Source organism: Pseudogracilibacillus auburnensis, from assembly GCF_003201975.1.
Classification (GTDB): domain Bacteria; phylum Bacillota; class Bacilli; order Bacillales; family Amphibacillaceae; genus Pseudogracilibacillus; species Pseudogracilibacillus auburnensis.
Genome location: NZ_QJJQ01000002.1, coordinates 49102 through 65467 on the forward strand (window position 1 = coordinate 49102; position 16366 = coordinate 65467).

The window sequence follows — 16366 nt, forward strand, 5'->3', positions numbered from 1 at the left end:
TGTAATTTGAATGTTAATTGGTCACAGTACATGGATATTTGAAAATGAACCGACTATTCTCTCCACTGGGGTTATCGGCGGTCCTTTTGAAGCACAAGGTAAAATTGCCAACGACTTTGACATATTACATGAAGATTTATGGATGAAACAAAAGTCATTTGAACAAGCACAACAAATAATGATGGAGGAAGCTGCCCAAGTTGCCGTTAAAAAGGCAAACATTCAAAAAGAAAAAGTGAACTTCTTTATTAGTGGGGATTTAATCAATCAAATTACACCAACAACCTTTGCTGCCAAAACAGTTGATGTCCCCTATTTCGGTATTTTTAGTGCGTGTGCAACGTCGGTTGAAAGTCTGGCACTATCTGCCATGATTATCGATGCTGGCGGGGCCAATTATATCTTGAGTGGTACGGCTAGCCATAATGCAACAGCGGAAAGACAATTCCGTTATCCAACAGAATATGGTGGGCAAAAACCGCCTACTGCGCAGTGGACGGTAACAGGAGCCGGGTGTGCACTCGTTGCAAAATCAACTAAAGGATCTAAAGGACCAGTCATTACTTCTGCAACCATTGGAAAAGTAGTTGATATGGGATTAACTGATCCCTTTAATATGGGTGGTGCAATGGCGCCTGCCGCTGCTGAAACAATCATCCGCCATTTACAGGAACGTAATGTTGAGCCAACTTATTATGATCTCATCATCACAGGTGACTTAGGAAGAATTGGTCGAGAAGTTTCCTATGATTTACTAAAAAAGTATGGCATTGATATAAATGCAAAACAATATGTTGATTGTGGCATAACGATATATAAAGAAGACCAACCAGTTCAAGCTGGTGGTAGTGGTAGTGCGTGTTCTGCCGTCGTAACATATGGCCATTATGTAAAAAGAATGATTCAAGGTCAACTTAATCGCATTCTTTTTGTTGCAACTGGATCACTTCATTCACCAATGAGTGTACAACAAAAAAATTCGATCCCTTGTATTGCTCACGCTGTATCAATTGAAATGAGGAGTGAATCTTGATGATCTTTTTTTGGGCATTTGTTGTTGGTGGTCTGATTTGTGTTCTTGGGCAGATTATGTTCGATGTATTCAAACTAACACCTGCACATACGTTAACAACCCTCGTTATTATCGGTGCATTATTAGATGGTTTTGGTTTATATGAGCCACTCATTCATTTTGCGGGTGCGGGTGCAACCGTACCAATTACAAGTTTCGGTAATTCATTAGTTCACGGTGCCATGGCAGAGGCCGAAAAACATGGAATAATCGGAGTCATTACGGGGATTTTTGAAGTTACGAGTGCCGGAATCTCCGCCGCAATTATTTTCGGTGTGATTGGCGCAATTATCTTTAAACCGAAAGGATAAAGGAGCGAAAGCAAACATGACAGTTGGAGCTAATGTAAAAGGATGTTATTTTACAATTAAACAGGCGGGAGCTATTTTAGAGCAGTTAGCTGTAAAAACGAATACCGACGAAGCAAGGGAAGCATTTTTGAAAGCACAAGAGATTCTTTCTGAAGTGGCAGTTGATTTAGAAAAACAAGTACTATTTTTAGCGAAAGAAGAACCACAATATAAGTAGTTTCCATCAAAAAGGAGTGAGGAAAAATTGGCGGATTGGTTAAATATTCTTCTTAGATCCATTGCACTTGTTTTTATGTTATTTATTTTAACTAAATGGCTTGGTAAAAAACATTTATCACAATTAAGTATTTTTGATTACATAAATGGTTTTGTTCTCGGTGGAATTGTAGCCATCATCACTCTTGATGTAAACGCTAATTTCTATCATGGCCTTATTGCCATGTTCGTATGGTTTATTATCCCATTTGCTATTGAATATTTAGCATTAAAGAGTAAAATTGTCCGTAACTTAATTCAGGGAAAAAGTACGGTTGTCATTCAAGATGGGAAAATAATGGAGGATAATTTAAAAAAAGAAGGATTTTCAACAGACGATCTATTACAACATTTACGAGCGGACAGCGTGTTCCAAGTGGCGGATGTAGAATTTGCAGTTATTGAACCAACTGGACGACTAAGTATTTTACTTAAAAGAGAAAATCAACCAGTAACAGCCAAAGACCTTCAACTGCAACTTGCACCAAAAAAAGAACCCCAAACCGTTATTATGGACGGTAAAATGTTACTGGAACCGTTAGCAAATTTAAATCTAAACCCTGCTTGGCTTGAAACAGAATTAGATAAATTAAATGTGACCATTGAAAATGTTTTTCTTGCTCAAGCAGATAGTGATGGACAATTAACAGTCGATTTGTATGATGATAAATTATCTGTTCCAAGTCCTACAGAAAAACCGTTATTACTCGCTACATTAAAAAAGTGCCACGCAGATTTGCAATCATTTGCTTTAGCAACTGAAAACGAACAATCAAAGCAATTATATGAAAAAAATAGCGACAAGGTGCAGCAGGCAATTAATATTGTTGATATCTATCTAAACTAATTTTCAATAAAAATATGAGGGTGTTTTGATGAAGGATAGAATTGTAATCAATAAATCAGACAAACAAAATATCAATAGACCAATATCACCTCAATTAAGTAAATCACTTGAAGCATTTAAAGCCATTTATTCTTTTCCAACTAATCAAGATATCGCCATTCGCGAACTTACGATATCGTCTCTGAATAAACGAGCTTTTCTATTTTTCATTAAAACAATAACGGATGTTACAACCATCGACCAAGATATTATCAAGCCGCTATTAAAAAACAAGGAAAAGGATGCCTCCATTGAGCAAATAATTGTAACACCATCAATAAAAAAGGAAAAGTTAACGAAGTCTATTGTTGAGAAAATAAATAACGGAAATGCTGCCTTATTTATTCAAGATGACAGCCAAGCTTATTTAATTGATTGCGCGAAATTTAAAGAACGAGGTATTGAACGTTCCGAAAATGAAATTGTTATAAAAGGCCCAAAAGAAACGTTTGTAGAAGGTGTCTCCACTAACATTTCCCTTATCCGTAAAAAAATAAAAAATGAAAATTTAGTGTTTGAAACAACCACTATTTCTGAACGAGCCCATGATGAAGTATTTATCGGTTATGTTAAAAATTTAGCAAATGATACGTTAATTAAAGAAGTTAAAAAGCGTCTGAATAAAATCGATATTGACAGTTTGCAAAACTTAGCTATTTTGGAACAATATTTGGAAGATCGGCCGAGGTCTGTTTATCCGACGATATTGTATACGGAAAGACCGGATCGAACTTGTACTTTTTTAGAAAGAGGTTGTGTCGTTTTATTAATGAATAACTCGGCAGATGCACTGATCTTACCAATTACTTTTTGGGATTTATTTCATTCGGCGGAAGATGAATATTTACGTTTTCTAAATGGAAATTTTACAAGATTTATTAGGTTAATTGCTTTTTTAATAACAGTGCATATTTCAGCTGTTTATATTGCGATCACTACCTTTCATCCTGAAATGATCCCGACCGACTTATTATTAGCTATTTCTGCTACAAAGGCAAAAGTACCTTTTACGCCAATTATTGAAATATTGCTAATGGAAATAGCTTTTGAATTAATCCGTGAGGCTGGATTAAGAGTGCCTTTACCAATTGGACCTACCATCGGAATTGTCGGAGCTTTAATTTTAGGACAAGCTGCGGTACAAGCAAATATTGTCAGTCCTATTGTCGTTATTATTGTCGCCTTGGGTGCATTAAGCTCTTTTGTCATAGGTGATATCGGACTTAATTTTTCGTTTAGAATATCGAGGTTTATTTTCATTGTATTAGCGTATTTCTTTGGTTTATATGGCATTGTCGCTGTATTTATGGTGTTAGTAATTTATTTACTTTCGATAACGTCTTTTGGAGTACCATACTTATCCCCACAAACACCTTCCTATTTAGGTTCAGGCCAAGACACGGTACATCGAAAATTATTAACAAAAAGATATTATCGACCGAAATATTTTAAGCCAAAAGATACGACGAGAAGTTGAAGGAGGACTTAAAGTGGATAAAGCAAATTATAAAATTGGTACGAAAGAATTTGTTGCCACTATGCTTTTAATTATTGGAATAAGTGTTTCTGATGACACTTCGGCGATTCTTTTCCAAACAATGAAAAATACCGCATGGATGCAACCTATTCTAAGTGCTATCATCATTATCATCCCTTTAATCTTACTCATTAAAGTTGTAAACGTTTATAAAGATAAAGATATGTCCGAAATAATTATCCATTTATTCGGTAAATATATTGGTTCTTTTACCCTGTTTGCTTTATGGGTTTTATTAACAATCCGGATCATTATTGAAAGTGCTATTTATACGAATATAATTGAAACGATGTTTTATTCAAAAACTCCGCCAATCGTTATATACATTTTTTTAATGGTAGTATGTGGCTATATTGCAATAAAAGGAGCTGTGCATATTACATCTATTGCATGGGTTGTTTTACCTGCCATAAAGATTTCTTTTTTGACTTCACTCCTTCTTACAATTGGCTATGGAAATCTAAATTTTTTATTTCCGATTTTAGGACCAGGTGAAAAAGTAATTATGAAAGAAAGTTTTTTAAAAGCGTCTATTTATATTGATTTTCTTTTTTTATGTTTTTTGCTTCCATATTTGAAAAATAGAAATGTATTTCAAAAAGCAAGTCGTATCGCACTTCCAATATTAATAGTTGAACTTGCCATTGCTTTTATAATATTTTTGATATTTTTCGATTATTCAGCTGCCAAGTTACAAAATTTCCCTTATCATGAAATACTCAGATATATTCATGTTGGTTTTTTAACAAATATGGAATCTTTTTTCTTTCCTTTTTGGTTGATGGCTACATTCGTTCGCTTCTCAATATATATTTATATTAACCTTCATATTGTAAGGAAGGTTTTTAAGATTGAACGAACTGAATTTTTAATGCCTGGGTTGCTTGCCTTAGTGATATTAATTGGACTTATACCAGACAGTCCGTCTTTTACGTTATTTAATATGAAGTTACATTATTTTAATATTTTATCACCTATCTTTATTGTCTTTCCTTTCTTATTATGGATAGTAGCATATAGTAAAGGGGATTTTAAGAGTGGGTAAAAGTCTACAAAGGTTTACTCTTCTTGTGACAACTTTATTATTCCTTTCTGGTTGCTGGAATCAAGTAGAGTTAGACAAGATTGCTTACGTCGTTGCAATGGGAATTGACAAAGAAGATGACAAAATTAGAATTACTTACTTAATTGTTAATCCAGAATATGGTACACAACCAACTGGTTCTTCAGATGTAGAACCGTTTGCCATTTTTTCATTTGTAGCAGATGATTTAGCAATCGCCAAAAACATCGCAAATACAATAGTTAATAAAACTGTATCCTACTATATTTTAAATCAAGTGTTGATATCTGAAGAAATTGCCCAAACGGACGAATTTATTCATTGGTTATATGATATGACAAAAATAACCGAAGTTAGAAAAGATCTTGAATTAATTATTACGAAAGAACTTGCCTATGATTACTTAACAAAATTTAACCCAGCATTAGAAAAAAGACCATATAAACTATTTCGGGAAATGATTAGAAGGAATAAGGAGTCAGCATTCATTCCGAGCAATTCCGAGCTTTTCTATTATTTACGAATTACAGAGACAGATAATGATCTATATTTAGCTGTCTATAGTACAAATGAACAAGACGGTGTGCAAAAGCCTTCGGGGGATCATCGATTTCATTATGATAAAGAGGAAATTAAAGTAAAAGGAACGACGAATAAAGCACAATATTTAGGTTCAGCTGTTTTTAAAAAGGGTAAAATGATTGGCCATTTAACTGAACAAGAAACAATATTGAGTACAATTTTAAATGAAAATTTACGAGGGGATCAAAATATTTACAAATCGTTTACAGATCCATTTAACGAACAATATACAATTACTACTAAAATGGATATCCTGAAAAAGTCAAGCATTAACTTAGACTTAGACAAGACCCCCTCTACTATTGATGTTGAAATACCTTTGACAATCAGTGTATTAACGAACCATACAATGGTTGACTATTATCATGATGAAAAAAAACGCCAGGAATTAAAGAAACATATTGAAGATAGTTTACAAAAGGAGTTTACTCAGTTTATTAAGAGAACACAAGAAGAATTTAAAGGAGAACCATTCGGTTGGTCATTAGATGCTAGAAGACATTTCAGGACGAATCAACAGTTTGAAAAGTTCAATTGGATGGAATCATATCCTAAAATGGATGTCCGTGTTAAAGTAAAGGTGAAATTTGGTAGTTTTGGCAGGCAAGCTGATGTACTTGATATAAGAAAAGTGAGGGAAAAAGAATGAAGGTATACGGTTTAATTAGCTTTTTATGTTTATTCCTTATTTTTCTTTATACAATAGGTTTTGCTTGGCAGCTTTGGAAAGAAGAAAAAAATAAAATGGGGTCGATATTCGTAAGTATAATCGCACTACTGATCATCATTATCCCATTTTATTTTTTTCGTCACTAATTATATTCAAACTAAAGCCGATAATGTGGTATATATGCAGCTAAATACAAGAATAAAACTAAAGCAACTGATCATTAGCCCCTTCAATTTGCCACCTCAATATTTCCTTAAAAAATAAACGGCGACATTTGAAAAAATAAAACAAAAAATCGGAAACAAGAAGATGGAAAGCAATTGAAAATGTATGGCTAAAATATTTTACATACTTTTTTAACAATAAAAGAGAAAAAATATACATTCGCGAAAAAGACAAGGGGCTGGGACAAAAGTGTTTTCACCAAAGAATAACCGAACAGTGGTAGTTGCATATAACCCTCTCTGGAAATATACTTCGCTAAGGTAATGCATTGTTCGTCTTTAAATTTGGTCGTTTTAATTATGTCCCAGCCCCATTTTACATTTTAATCGCTATTTTTCCAAACTGTTTATTTACTTCTAATAGATCAAAAGCCTCTTTTACATCGTCTAGTTTAAACGTATGCCCAACGACGGGTTTAATTTCATGCTTTTCCATAAATGCAAGTAGCTCTTTTAATTCTTCACGACTTCCCATTGTGGAACCGAATAATTGATACTGTCCATAAAAAAAAGCTCGTAAATTAAAATCAATCGTATCTTCTGTCGTCGCTCCGAAAGTCACCATTTTCCCGCCTTGTTTGAGTACATCAAGCGAACGATTGAAAGTTGCTCTACCAACACTGTCAATAACAAGATCAATCGTTTCACTAGCTAATTCCTTTTCCCAATCACTATTCGTATCAATAGCAAGATCAGCGCCTAGTTTTAATGCTTGCTCCCGTTTTTCTTCACTGCGGGAAGTAACGATCACTTTTGCACCCATTGCTTTTGCAAATTGAATGATATAAGTTGCTACACCACTTCCAGCTCCAGGTATAAAAACAGTTTGCTCTTTTTGAATCGTTCCTTTCGTCACTAATGCACGGTAGCCAGTAAGTGCCGCAAGCGCAAGCACTCCTGCTTCTTCCCATGATAAATAGTCTGGCTTTTTCTCTAGTTGATCGGCAGAAATGGCGATTTTCTCAGCAATTGTTCCATGATCAGGCATACCTAAAATATCAAATCCTTCTGGTGGTGCATCGCTATTTTTCTCCCATCTAAGCGATGGGTTAATAATGACTTCATCTCCAACTGAAACATTAGTTACATTTGCACCGACCGCTTCTACAACCCCAGCACCATCAGATCCAAGAATAAGCGCATCCTCTTTCTTGCCCCAACGGTTAGGGATGTGTAAATCACGCCTGTTCAATCCCGCTACTTGTAGTGTTACAACAACTTCTCCTTCTTTTGCCACTGGGTCAGGCATCTGCTTGATATGTAATTCCCCTTGTTCTAGTACAAATGCTTTCACGAAAAATCAATCCCTTCTATTGATGTCTTCTTTTTAGCTTTCTACTAAATAGGTAGAAAATTTTTCTAATTGCTGAACATTAATTATATCATGTGAAAAGAATGGAACAAAAAATAATTGTTTATCAGAAAATGTTTGCTGGATCTTTTCTACATATTTTTGTTCATGTTTTTTTCGTTGTTTAAAAAACTCACCTTCATCATCATTTGGTAAAACACGGTTAACAATAAGCGTCTTCACATGTAAATGATATTTATCAAGCATTCTAATCGCATTTTTTGTCTCTAAGATCGGAAGTTGCTCAGGATTAAGGACAAAAATGAAGCCTGTTTGTTTATCATCTAACATGATTTCCCTAGCTTGTTTAAATCGCGCTTGCCGTTCCTTTAGCACCTCAAAAATTGGGTCATCAATCGGTTCCCCATCGTGTAATAGTTTCGCATAGTTTTCCTTCGTTTTATGGCGTTTTTCCAGCAATCCTTGAATCCATATACCCATAAGTTCAGGAAGGGATAGAAGTCGAATCGTATGACCTGTGGGCGCTGTATCAAAAACTAATTTATCAAAGTCAGCACTTTCTTCCAAGATGATCGTGATTAATTTATCAAATAGAGCAGCCTCATCTGCGCCAGGTGATGCTTGGGCTGTATCTAATTGACGGTGTACCTCTTCCATCATCGTCGGTTGCACAACACCTTGAATATTTTCTTTCACCGTTTTTATATACTTTTTCGTCTCTTTTTCAGGATCAATTTCAAGCGCATAAAGATGATCGGCAATTTTTGTCGTCTCTCCCCCAACTTTTCTCTCAAAGATATGACCGATATTATGAGCGGGATCCGTAGAGATAAGCAATGTTTTATATCCTTTTTGCGCTGATTGAAGTGCCAAAGCAGCAGAAGATGTCGATTTTCCGACTCCACCCTTTCCCCCAACAAAAATAATTTTTTTATGTAATATTTCCATTGTTTTCACCTCTTTTCTAATGACCTAACAACATCTGAAACCTGTCAGTGGAGATTTTTCCATTCCCATTCGTAAATGCCAATCATGAAATTCTTCCATCATATATGGATATAATTCTAACGTATAATAGAAGACTGGATTTGGAATACCAATCATTTCGGAGTAAAGTAACAAGAGAAATAAATCATCTTCATCACGAAGCTCCCTAGCGATCTCCCCTTTATGTGGTAAACTAATGACATCTTCATAAAATTTGATCCATTTTTTAACTCGGTCTAACATACCGGGAAATCCCTCCATTTCATCTAAAAACTTTATCCAGTTTTGATTTTATATATCATCAAGACATCGTAACGTTTATTTTGCACATCAATATGCAAACGCTTATTTAAGGTGCTACATTATTCAACCGTTACGATTGTTCAAATTACTAAATATTATATTATGTAAATAAAGGGGATCCGTTGTAGCAATTCTACTACAATGTCAGATCCCCTTTCACGTTCTATCAATTAAGGTAATGTTTTATCTTGGTCAATAGTGTTGTTTTTATTTTCAGTTAACGCTTTAAATGCAGTCAACACAATCCAAATGGCAAACACAAAGATAATCGCACCGAAAACGAATAATAAAGTATCTGGATTTGAACCATACCATGCCCATTGCTGTAATACTTGCTGTCCTAGAGCAATCATCGTCGTTCCAAGGACGAAAAACATCGGAATTAATACAACTGCATAATTTCTACCTAACCGTCGTAGCCATACGGCAATAAGTAACAAACTAATCGCAGCTAATAACTGGTTTGCCGTTCCGAAAAGCGGCCAAAGGACATAACCACCGGAACCGAATCCATTAGGACCTTCAGGTAAAAGAGCAAGCGCCGCACTTGAAAGTACTGCAACCGAAGTAGCCACATGTTTTTTCTCTAATGCTGGAACTTTATATTCCATTCCTAGCTCCGCAATAATATAGCGCATTAAACGAACTGCTGAGTCTAATGTCGTTGCAGCGAAACTTACGACAATAATCGAAACAATCGTAGTTGCTATATCGGTTGGAATCATCAGCCCTTCTGCAAGTGTCGCTGCCCCTTGTACAAAGACACCAAGACCCGAACTACTTGCATCAGCAAAACTACTATATGTTGCTAAGAAATCTTCTTTAGAAGAGAAGAAAGTAACAACCGCTAAAATGGAAATGAGCGCTAATATTCCTTCCCCTACTGCCCCTAAGTATCCGACAAATCTTGCATCTGTCTCTTTATTTAATTGCTTAGACGAAGTACCGGATGAAACGAGTCCATGGAATCCTGATATCGCTCCACAAGCGATCGTAATAAAGAGTAGCGGAAACCAAGAAACATCATTCACTGCATTTGTTGTCGGTGCAGTAATACTAGGGTTCGTAAATAATAAACCTAAATATAAGATTCCTAGTCCAACAACTAATTGGTGTGAATTAATAAAATCACGTGGTTGCAATAATTTCCAAACGGGAAGAGTGGATGCGATATAGACATAAACCATTAAGATGACGATCCAAATAAAGAAAGCGGTACCAACTGTGGACAGTCCAAATAAACCAGTCCCATCTTCCCCACCCATATAGCGTACTAAGTCAATTTGTAAAAATCCAAATTTACTAGCCGCAATGGCCGCACCATACATGATGGCGAGCGCAATTAAGGATGGCACAAGCATTTTTTTCTGACGTTTATATACTGCAACTCCAATCCAAACCGCAAGTGGTATTTGGATAAATACTGGAAATACACTTGCTGGGAACGTTATAAATAAATTTGCAATCACCCAAGCAAATACGGCGTTAACCATTAAAACGAGAATAAGGATAATAAAAAGAAATAAGATCTTTGCCCGCTGTCCAATTAACTTATCTGCAATCGTACCTACTGATTGTCCTTTATTACGTACAGACAATACTAATGTCCCAAAATCATGCACCCCAGCTGCAAAAACGGTTCCTAAAATAACCCATAAAAGTGCAGGTAACCATCCCCAATATACTGCGATGGCTGGTCCTAAAATAGGTGCTGCTCCTGCAACCGAAGTAAAGTGGTGCCCCCATAAAACAAATTTATTCGTTGGAACAAAGTCTACCCCATCTTCATATTTATGTGCTGGTGTGACATAGTTAGGATCAAGTCTGAAGATTTTTTCCGCAACGAATTTGGAATAGTATCGATAACCTAACGCAAGAATCACAATTCCAATGAGTGCAACTACAATACCGTTCAATGTATTTCCCCCTTTAGTTTTTTACTAGACTGAATAGCTAGTTTTCTAAATTGATAGAATATATTAACAATATTGTAACAATTATGAGTTTATTTTACAACAACATTTTCAATTATTTTACAATTTTTTGAATAATTCTTCTTATATTTCCGTTTTCCCCCAACTCTTAAACATATGTTAAGCAATCGAAAAATAGTGTGGAAAAAGGGTTAACAGGTCCCTCTTTCATAACGTCACTTTGCCGGAGAGGACCCGGCACTTCAACAACAACATGGACAATATGTCATGGATCGTCAATGGCTATAACCTAAGCTTTGCCGTTTTCTTGATTACTCCTTCTCGGATTGCAGATCAGTTCGGACGCAAACGTCTATTCCTTATTGGTACATTGTTTTTCATCGTCACTTCGATTCTGTGCGGCGTGTCTACTTCTGTAGAAGCAATGATATTCTTCCGTGTCTTGCAAGGCTTGTCTGCTGGCATTGTTGTTCCGGTAACCATTCCTTTGGCGACGGACCTGTTCCCAAAGGAAAAACATGTCATGATCCTCGGCATTTGGGCCGCAATCCCCAGTTTGGCTGCTGCCAGTGGTCCCACCTTAGGAGGTATTCTTACGGATTCCATTGGTTGGGAAGCTATCTTCTTCGTGAATGTGCCAATCGGGATCCTTGTCATTTGTCTCACGATTCCATTGATCAAAGAATCATTCGACCCTTCTGCGGACCGGAAGATTGATTGGTTGGGCATATTGACTCTCTTAGTCGCGATGTTTTGTCTTACATATGGATTGATAAATGCGAATGACTGAAGATGGGATTCGGCGAAACTCATTAGTTTCATGGTCGTTTTTCTCGTTTTCATCATTCTGTTCTTCATCGTGGAGTTCCACACGACCGATCCAATGTTGCCCTTGTGGCTGCTGCGCATTCTTCCCTTCAATGGGGCGGGTGTTGCATTTTTGAAATCGAGATAATCTTGTAACGAACGGACATGCCCCTCAGTTGCCGTTTTATTGAAGGAATTCAACAACAAATGTTACGGGCTTTCCGCATGATCATCCGAATACCTCCTATTTTTTCATGCATTAATGGGAATACGAAGTTTAGGGGAAATGCTATGTTTGCGGGGGGAAAATGAGGAGCTTCACAAAAAAACGTACAAATTGTACGTTTTTTTGTCCACCCATTTATTTTATTCCTGCTAATAACGTTTCAAATTGTGATAATTTTTCTTCAAAAACATGTAATGCGTCTAAAACTGGTTGTTTGGAGGTCATATCAACTCCAGCTTTTTTCAATACTTCAATTGGAAAATCACTACTACCTGCTTTTAAAAATTCTTTGTATCGATTCACTGCTGCATCTTTTTCCGTTAAGATTTGATTTGCAAGAGAAGTTGCTGCAGAATAACCTGTCGCGTATTGGTATACATAATAATTGTAATAAAAATGTGGAATACGTGCCCATTCAAGTCCTATTTCTTCATCGATCGTTATATTATTTCCAAAATATTTTTTATTCAAATCATAATACATCTCCGTAAAGCTATCGGCAGTTAGTGGTTCACCGTTTTGTGAACGTACGTGGATTTCATGTTCAAATTCAGCAAACATTGTCTGCCGAAAAACAGTTGTACGTAAACCTTCTAAGAAATGATTTAAAATATATAGTCTTTCTTTTTCATCTTCTAAATGATTTAATAAGTATTCGCTTAAAAGAGCTTCATTACAAGTGGAAGCAACTTCAGCAACGAAAATGGAATAATTACCATAGCGATATGGTTGGTGCTTTCTCGTATAATAACTATGAAGTGAATGTCCGAGTTCATGTGTTAATGTATACATATCATTCACTTTATTTTGCCAATTAAGTAAAATAAACGGGTTTGTTCCATATGCACCAGATGAATATGCCCCACTTCGTTTTCCTTTGTTTTCAACCACATCGATCCAGCGACTTTCAAATCCTTCAGCGACAATATTAGTATATTCTTCACCTAGTGGTGCTAAACTTTTTAACACATAATCTTTCGCATCCTCATATGTAACTTTCATATCAACACCTTCAACGAGCGGTGTGTACAAATCATACATATGCAAATCATCTACTTGTAATATTTTCTTGCGAAGATCTGTATACCGATGTAATAAAGGCAATTTCTCATTAATCGCATCAACCAAATTGTCGTATACAGTTTCAGGAATATTATTCGTATCAAGCGCTGAATGTCTAGCTGATTGGTAGTTTCTCACTTTTGCATAAAAATTATCTTTTTTCACATTTCCATTTAATGTCGAGGCAAATGTGTTTTTAAACTGACCAAATGTTTCGTACATCGCCTTAAAAGCCGCTTTTCTGACAGAACGATCTTTTGATTCCAAAAAGCGAATATAACGTCCATGTGTTAGTTCCACTTCTTCGCCCTTTTCATCTTTAATAAACGGGAATGTTAAATCGGCATTATTAAGCATACCAAATGTTTGACTGGGTGTGGATAATGCTTCAGAGGCCTCAGATAAGAGCATTTCCTCTTTTTCACTTAAAATATGTTCCTTTTGCCTTACAATCTCTTCCAACGTCTTTTTATATCGTTGTAATTCAGCTTTTTCTTCTAGGAAAGCTGTCAAGGTTGCTTCATCAATTTTTAAAATTTCTGGAACGATATAGCTCATATTGCTAGAAGCAATGGTTAAAATGGATTCTGCTTTTTGATTCATTGCCTGATAAAAAGAGTTTGTCGTATCCTCATCATAGCGCATATGGGAATATGCATACAATTTACCAAGACGTTCTGACATTTCATCTTGAGTTTTAAATAGTTGGTAAAGCGTATCCGCAGACTCTCCTAATTTGTTTTGGAATTCTTTTATTTTTGGTATATCAGTGCTTAATTTGTCGAATTCTTCTTCCCATAATTCATCTGATGCAAAAATCGTTTCCAACTCCCAAGTTAACTCCTTAGGAACTTCCTCACGCTTTGGAATTTCTTTCGTCATTTCCGCCATCTTTTTTCCTCCTTTTTAATTAACTCTTTCTTATTATAGTGACTTTACTAAAATTCATTCTTGCCTTTGATTATACATGAATCTATTCAAAAGTTCATTGTCACCAATTATTGCCTCATCTATTCTCTTATAACAATGGATCGCTTTTCGCTTTATATAATGATGTTTTCTTATTTCATGGATTATCTTTATTTCTTTCAATAAGTTTAAATACTCTACAATTGGGTTAGCTTGCATAGACAAAAGCGGAAAATGATCGCTTTGATACGTAAATGGTCGTAAAAACTTTTTAGCTTCGCTTAATGTAAATGATTTTCCGCGTGGTTGTAAGTGTAAAAAATCAATGATGAATCGACTTTGCCAGTTCCATAACGGCACGTTCATTCGTTGTTGAGAAGGGATTGGAAGATACACAATTGATGGGAGAGTCTCATGATGAAGGCCTTTATCATATAGCCAATAGCGCCATTTTAATTCTTTTCCATAGGCTTGACTCCTTTTTAGTCTAAATTTACTTTTTTCTTTTTTCCATATAGTGAATAAATTTCGAGGATAAAATGGATCCATTGAAAAAAGACTTTTAAAATGTAATTGATGTAGTTTTCTAAAAGTAATCTTGGCGATGGCTCTTTTTGTACTTGCTGGATACACATCGTTAATGATGGAAAATTCTTTCGATTGTGGACAAAAATAAAAAAGCATTGTTGGAAGGTTAGGGGAAAATTGGTGAACAAACTGAAGAGTAAAACCATTGATTTGGAGATGGGTATAGGAGATGCGCTTGAACTGATTCGCTCCTAAGATCCAAATCGGCGTGATGTTTGCCTGTTGATACCCTATATTTCTTTTTTTTATTTCAGCTAACGAGATCGTGACACATTGAAATTCAATAGCAATTTTTCGCTTACCAATTTCCATCAGCAAATCGGGTCGCTGATTAATTTCTGGAATATGTACTTCAAGTTGCACGTTTTCGTACTGATGGCGTAGCCAATGAAACAACAATAACTTCCCTCGTTGATGATACGCACTTTCTCCTCCTTGATAAGAACAGTTTGTCTTCTTTTTATGGGCAAAGTGTGGAATGACTTTTGGTCCTGCTCTTACAATGACGTTATTTTTACATTCAGGACAGAAAAACTGTTTCTGGCGCATGTGCTCGATTTGATGTTCTGGTAGTATTGCAAGCGTAACAAAATCACCTTCTTTTGTTATAGCACGCAACATGTATAAGAATTCCCCCTTTTATTGTAGTTCTACTTAAGTGAAAAGACATTCATTTTTGCGAATGTCTTTTCATCTACCAACAATTATACTGAAAAATGTCCTCTCATTTGAGAAAATACATTGTTTTCAAAAATCACTTTTCCATATTCATCTAATACATGATAAGTTACATCAGACTCTGTGCTATATTCTAATATTTGACTTAAGATATCCTCTTGATATTCAAATAATTTCGGTGCAAGCTCAACGTAAATATAGTATTTGTTCTCATAAAAATAAAGTACTGTTATTAAGTCTGATTCATAATTACCTTGAAAGTAATGACTTAGTTGGATAACATCTTCTAAATCATGAAAGTTAGCTGTCATCCATAAACTAGAATCGTCATCTACTTCTTCATCATCGACTGCTTCATTTTTTCCAAACTTTTCTTCAATAATACTTTTAGCCTTTTCATTTATCGTAATATCAATGGTATCATCAATTTCATCAATAGAGTCAATAGGAGTGCCACCTTTAGATATTTGAGCTTTTGTTACGATAATTTCTAGCCCTTTTTCCAATGCTTGCACTTGAATCCATAATGGTCCTTCAACAGAAAAGTCCTCTTTATAATTAACTTCATCCATCATTTGCCAAAATAGCTGCTCGCTCCGTTCACGATTATACCAAATTTCTTCTCGTTCAAAGCCACGATCCTCGATATCTACATAAGAGATATAAAATTTAACCGTGTTTTCATTAATTCTTTCTATTTCCATCAAATACCTCTCCCTTCAATTAGAATAACTTAAAGCTCTGTTAAGCACCTTAAAAGAATGAGGTGGAAGAGATTACTCCAACAGTACATCATTATTCCATTAAACTCATTGTATGTTATTTATTTTATTTTGAAAATATTAATGCCTATATTTAGTGTATGAATATTAATATACTATTTTACCTTACTTTTTTCAATATTTCACCACTTTATTTCAATAAAATTCAGGAGATACGGTTATTTAATATAAAAATCGC

At 35.3% G+C, this 16366-nt stretch carries 15 protein-coding genes; 8 read left to right on the plus strand and 7 right to left on the minus strand.

Translation table 11 applies throughout. The annotated features are described in order from the left end of the window. Positions 1-10 precede the first annotated feature (10 nt). The 7 genes from spoVAD to DFR56_RS03345 are packed head-to-tail and all read left to right on the plus strand — an operon-like array spanning position 11 to position 6355. Positions 11-1033: a stage V sporulation protein AD gene (gene spoVAD, locus DFR56_RS03315; protein ID WP_110394015.1), complete on the plus strand. Its 1023-nt coding sequence runs from the start codon at positions 11-13 to the stop codon at positions 1031-1033. Next, positions 1033-1383: a stage V sporulation protein AE gene (gene spoVAE / locus DFR56_RS03320; RefSeq protein ID WP_110394016.1), complete on the plus strand. Its 351-nt coding sequence runs from the start codon at positions 1033-1035 to the stop codon at positions 1381-1383. The genes spoVAD and spoVAE overlap by 1 nt, the downstream gene beginning before the upstream one ends. Positions 1384-1399: 16 nt before the next feature. Further along, complete coding sequence (locus DFR56_RS03325) at positions 1400-1600, plus strand: DUF1657 domain-containing protein (protein WP_110394017.1); 201 nt, start codon at positions 1400-1402, stop codon at positions 1598-1600. A gap of 27 nt (positions 1601-1627) precedes the next feature. Beyond that, positions 1628-2485, plus strand: coding sequence for a DUF421 domain-containing protein (locus DFR56_RS03330; RefSeq protein WP_110394018.1), 858 nt, complete (start codon positions 1628-1630; stop codon positions 2483-2485). A gap of 28 nt (positions 2486-2513) precedes the next feature. Beyond that, complete coding sequence (locus DFR56_RS03335; protein WP_110394019.1) at positions 2514-4001, plus strand: spore germination protein; 1488 nt, start codon at positions 2514-2516, stop codon at positions 3999-4001. Positions 4002-4014: 13 nt separating this feature from the next. Continuing rightward, complete coding sequence (locus DFR56_RS03340; protein WP_110394020.1) at positions 4015-5106, plus strand: GerAB/ArcD/ProY family transporter; 1092 nt, start codon at positions 4015-4017, stop codon at positions 5104-5106. After that, the gene (locus DFR56_RS03345) at positions 5099-6355 is read left to right on the plus strand and encodes a Ger(x)C family spore germination protein (protein WP_110394021.1); all 1257 of its coding nucleotides are present in this window, start codon (positions 5099-5101) and stop codon (positions 6353-6355) included. The genes DFR56_RS03340 and DFR56_RS03345 overlap by 8 nt, the downstream gene beginning before the upstream one ends. Before the next feature lie 561 nt (positions 6356-6916). On the opposite strand, the gene DFR56_RS03350 is transcribed toward DFR56_RS03345, so the two are convergent. The 4 genes from DFR56_RS03350 to DFR56_RS03365 all read right to left on the minus strand — a co-directional run bounded on the left by DFR56_RS03350 (position 6917) and on the right by DFR56_RS03365 (position 11118). Beyond that, the gene (locus tag DFR56_RS03350; protein ID WP_110394022.1) at positions 6917-7894 is read right to left on the minus strand and encodes a zinc-binding dehydrogenase; all 978 of its coding nucleotides are present in this window, start codon (positions 7892-7894) and stop codon (positions 6917-6919) included. 33 nt (positions 7895-7927) lie between these two features. Then, positions 7928-8860: an ArsA family ATPase gene (locus DFR56_RS03355; RefSeq protein WP_110394023.1), complete on the minus strand. Its 933-nt coding sequence runs from the start codon at positions 8858-8860 to the stop codon at positions 7928-7930. Between the two features lie 24 nt (positions 8861-8884). Continuing rightward, entirely contained in the window at positions 8885-9142 is a 258-nt protein-coding gene (locus DFR56_RS03360) for a cory-CC-star protein (protein ID WP_110394024.1), read from the minus strand. A 230-nt stretch (positions 9143-9372) separates the two neighbouring features. Further along, positions 9373-11118 carry a carbon starvation CstA family protein gene (locus DFR56_RS03365; RefSeq protein WP_110394025.1) on the minus strand — a complete coding sequence of 582 codons (1746 nt, stop codon included), beginning with the start codon at positions 11116-11118 and terminating at the stop codon, positions 9373-9375. Positions 11119-11356: 238 nt separating this feature from the next. Between DFR56_RS03365 and DFR56_RS03370 the strand changes: the two genes are divergently transcribed. Further along, a complete protein-coding gene (locus DFR56_RS03370) occupies positions 11357-11926 on the plus strand; it encodes an MFS transporter (RefSeq protein ID WP_158525482.1) in 570 nt (189 codons plus the stop codon). A gap of 378 nt (positions 11927-12304) precedes the next feature. Here the strand turns inward: DFR56_RS03370 and pepF are convergent, their stop codons facing one another. From pepF to mecA, 3 genes are all read right to left on the minus strand, one after another. Continuing rightward, positions 12305-14122 (minus strand): oligoendopeptidase F, encoded by a 1818-nt coding sequence (gene pepF, locus DFR56_RS03375; protein ID WP_110394027.1) that lies wholly within the window; start codon positions 14120-14122, stop codon positions 12305-12307. A 54-nt stretch (positions 14123-14176) separates the two neighbouring features. Beyond that, on the minus strand, positions 14177-15349 hold the full coding sequence (locus tag DFR56_RS03380) for a competence protein CoiA (RefSeq protein ID WP_110394028.1): 1173 nt from the start codon (positions 15347-15349) through the stop codon (positions 14177-14179). Between the two features lie 83 nt (positions 15350-15432). Further along, a complete protein-coding gene (mecA, locus tag DFR56_RS03385; protein ID WP_110394029.1) occupies positions 15433-16110 on the minus strand; it encodes an adaptor protein MecA in 678 nt (225 codons plus the stop codon). Between the last annotated feature and the right edge of the window lie 256 nt (positions 16111-16366).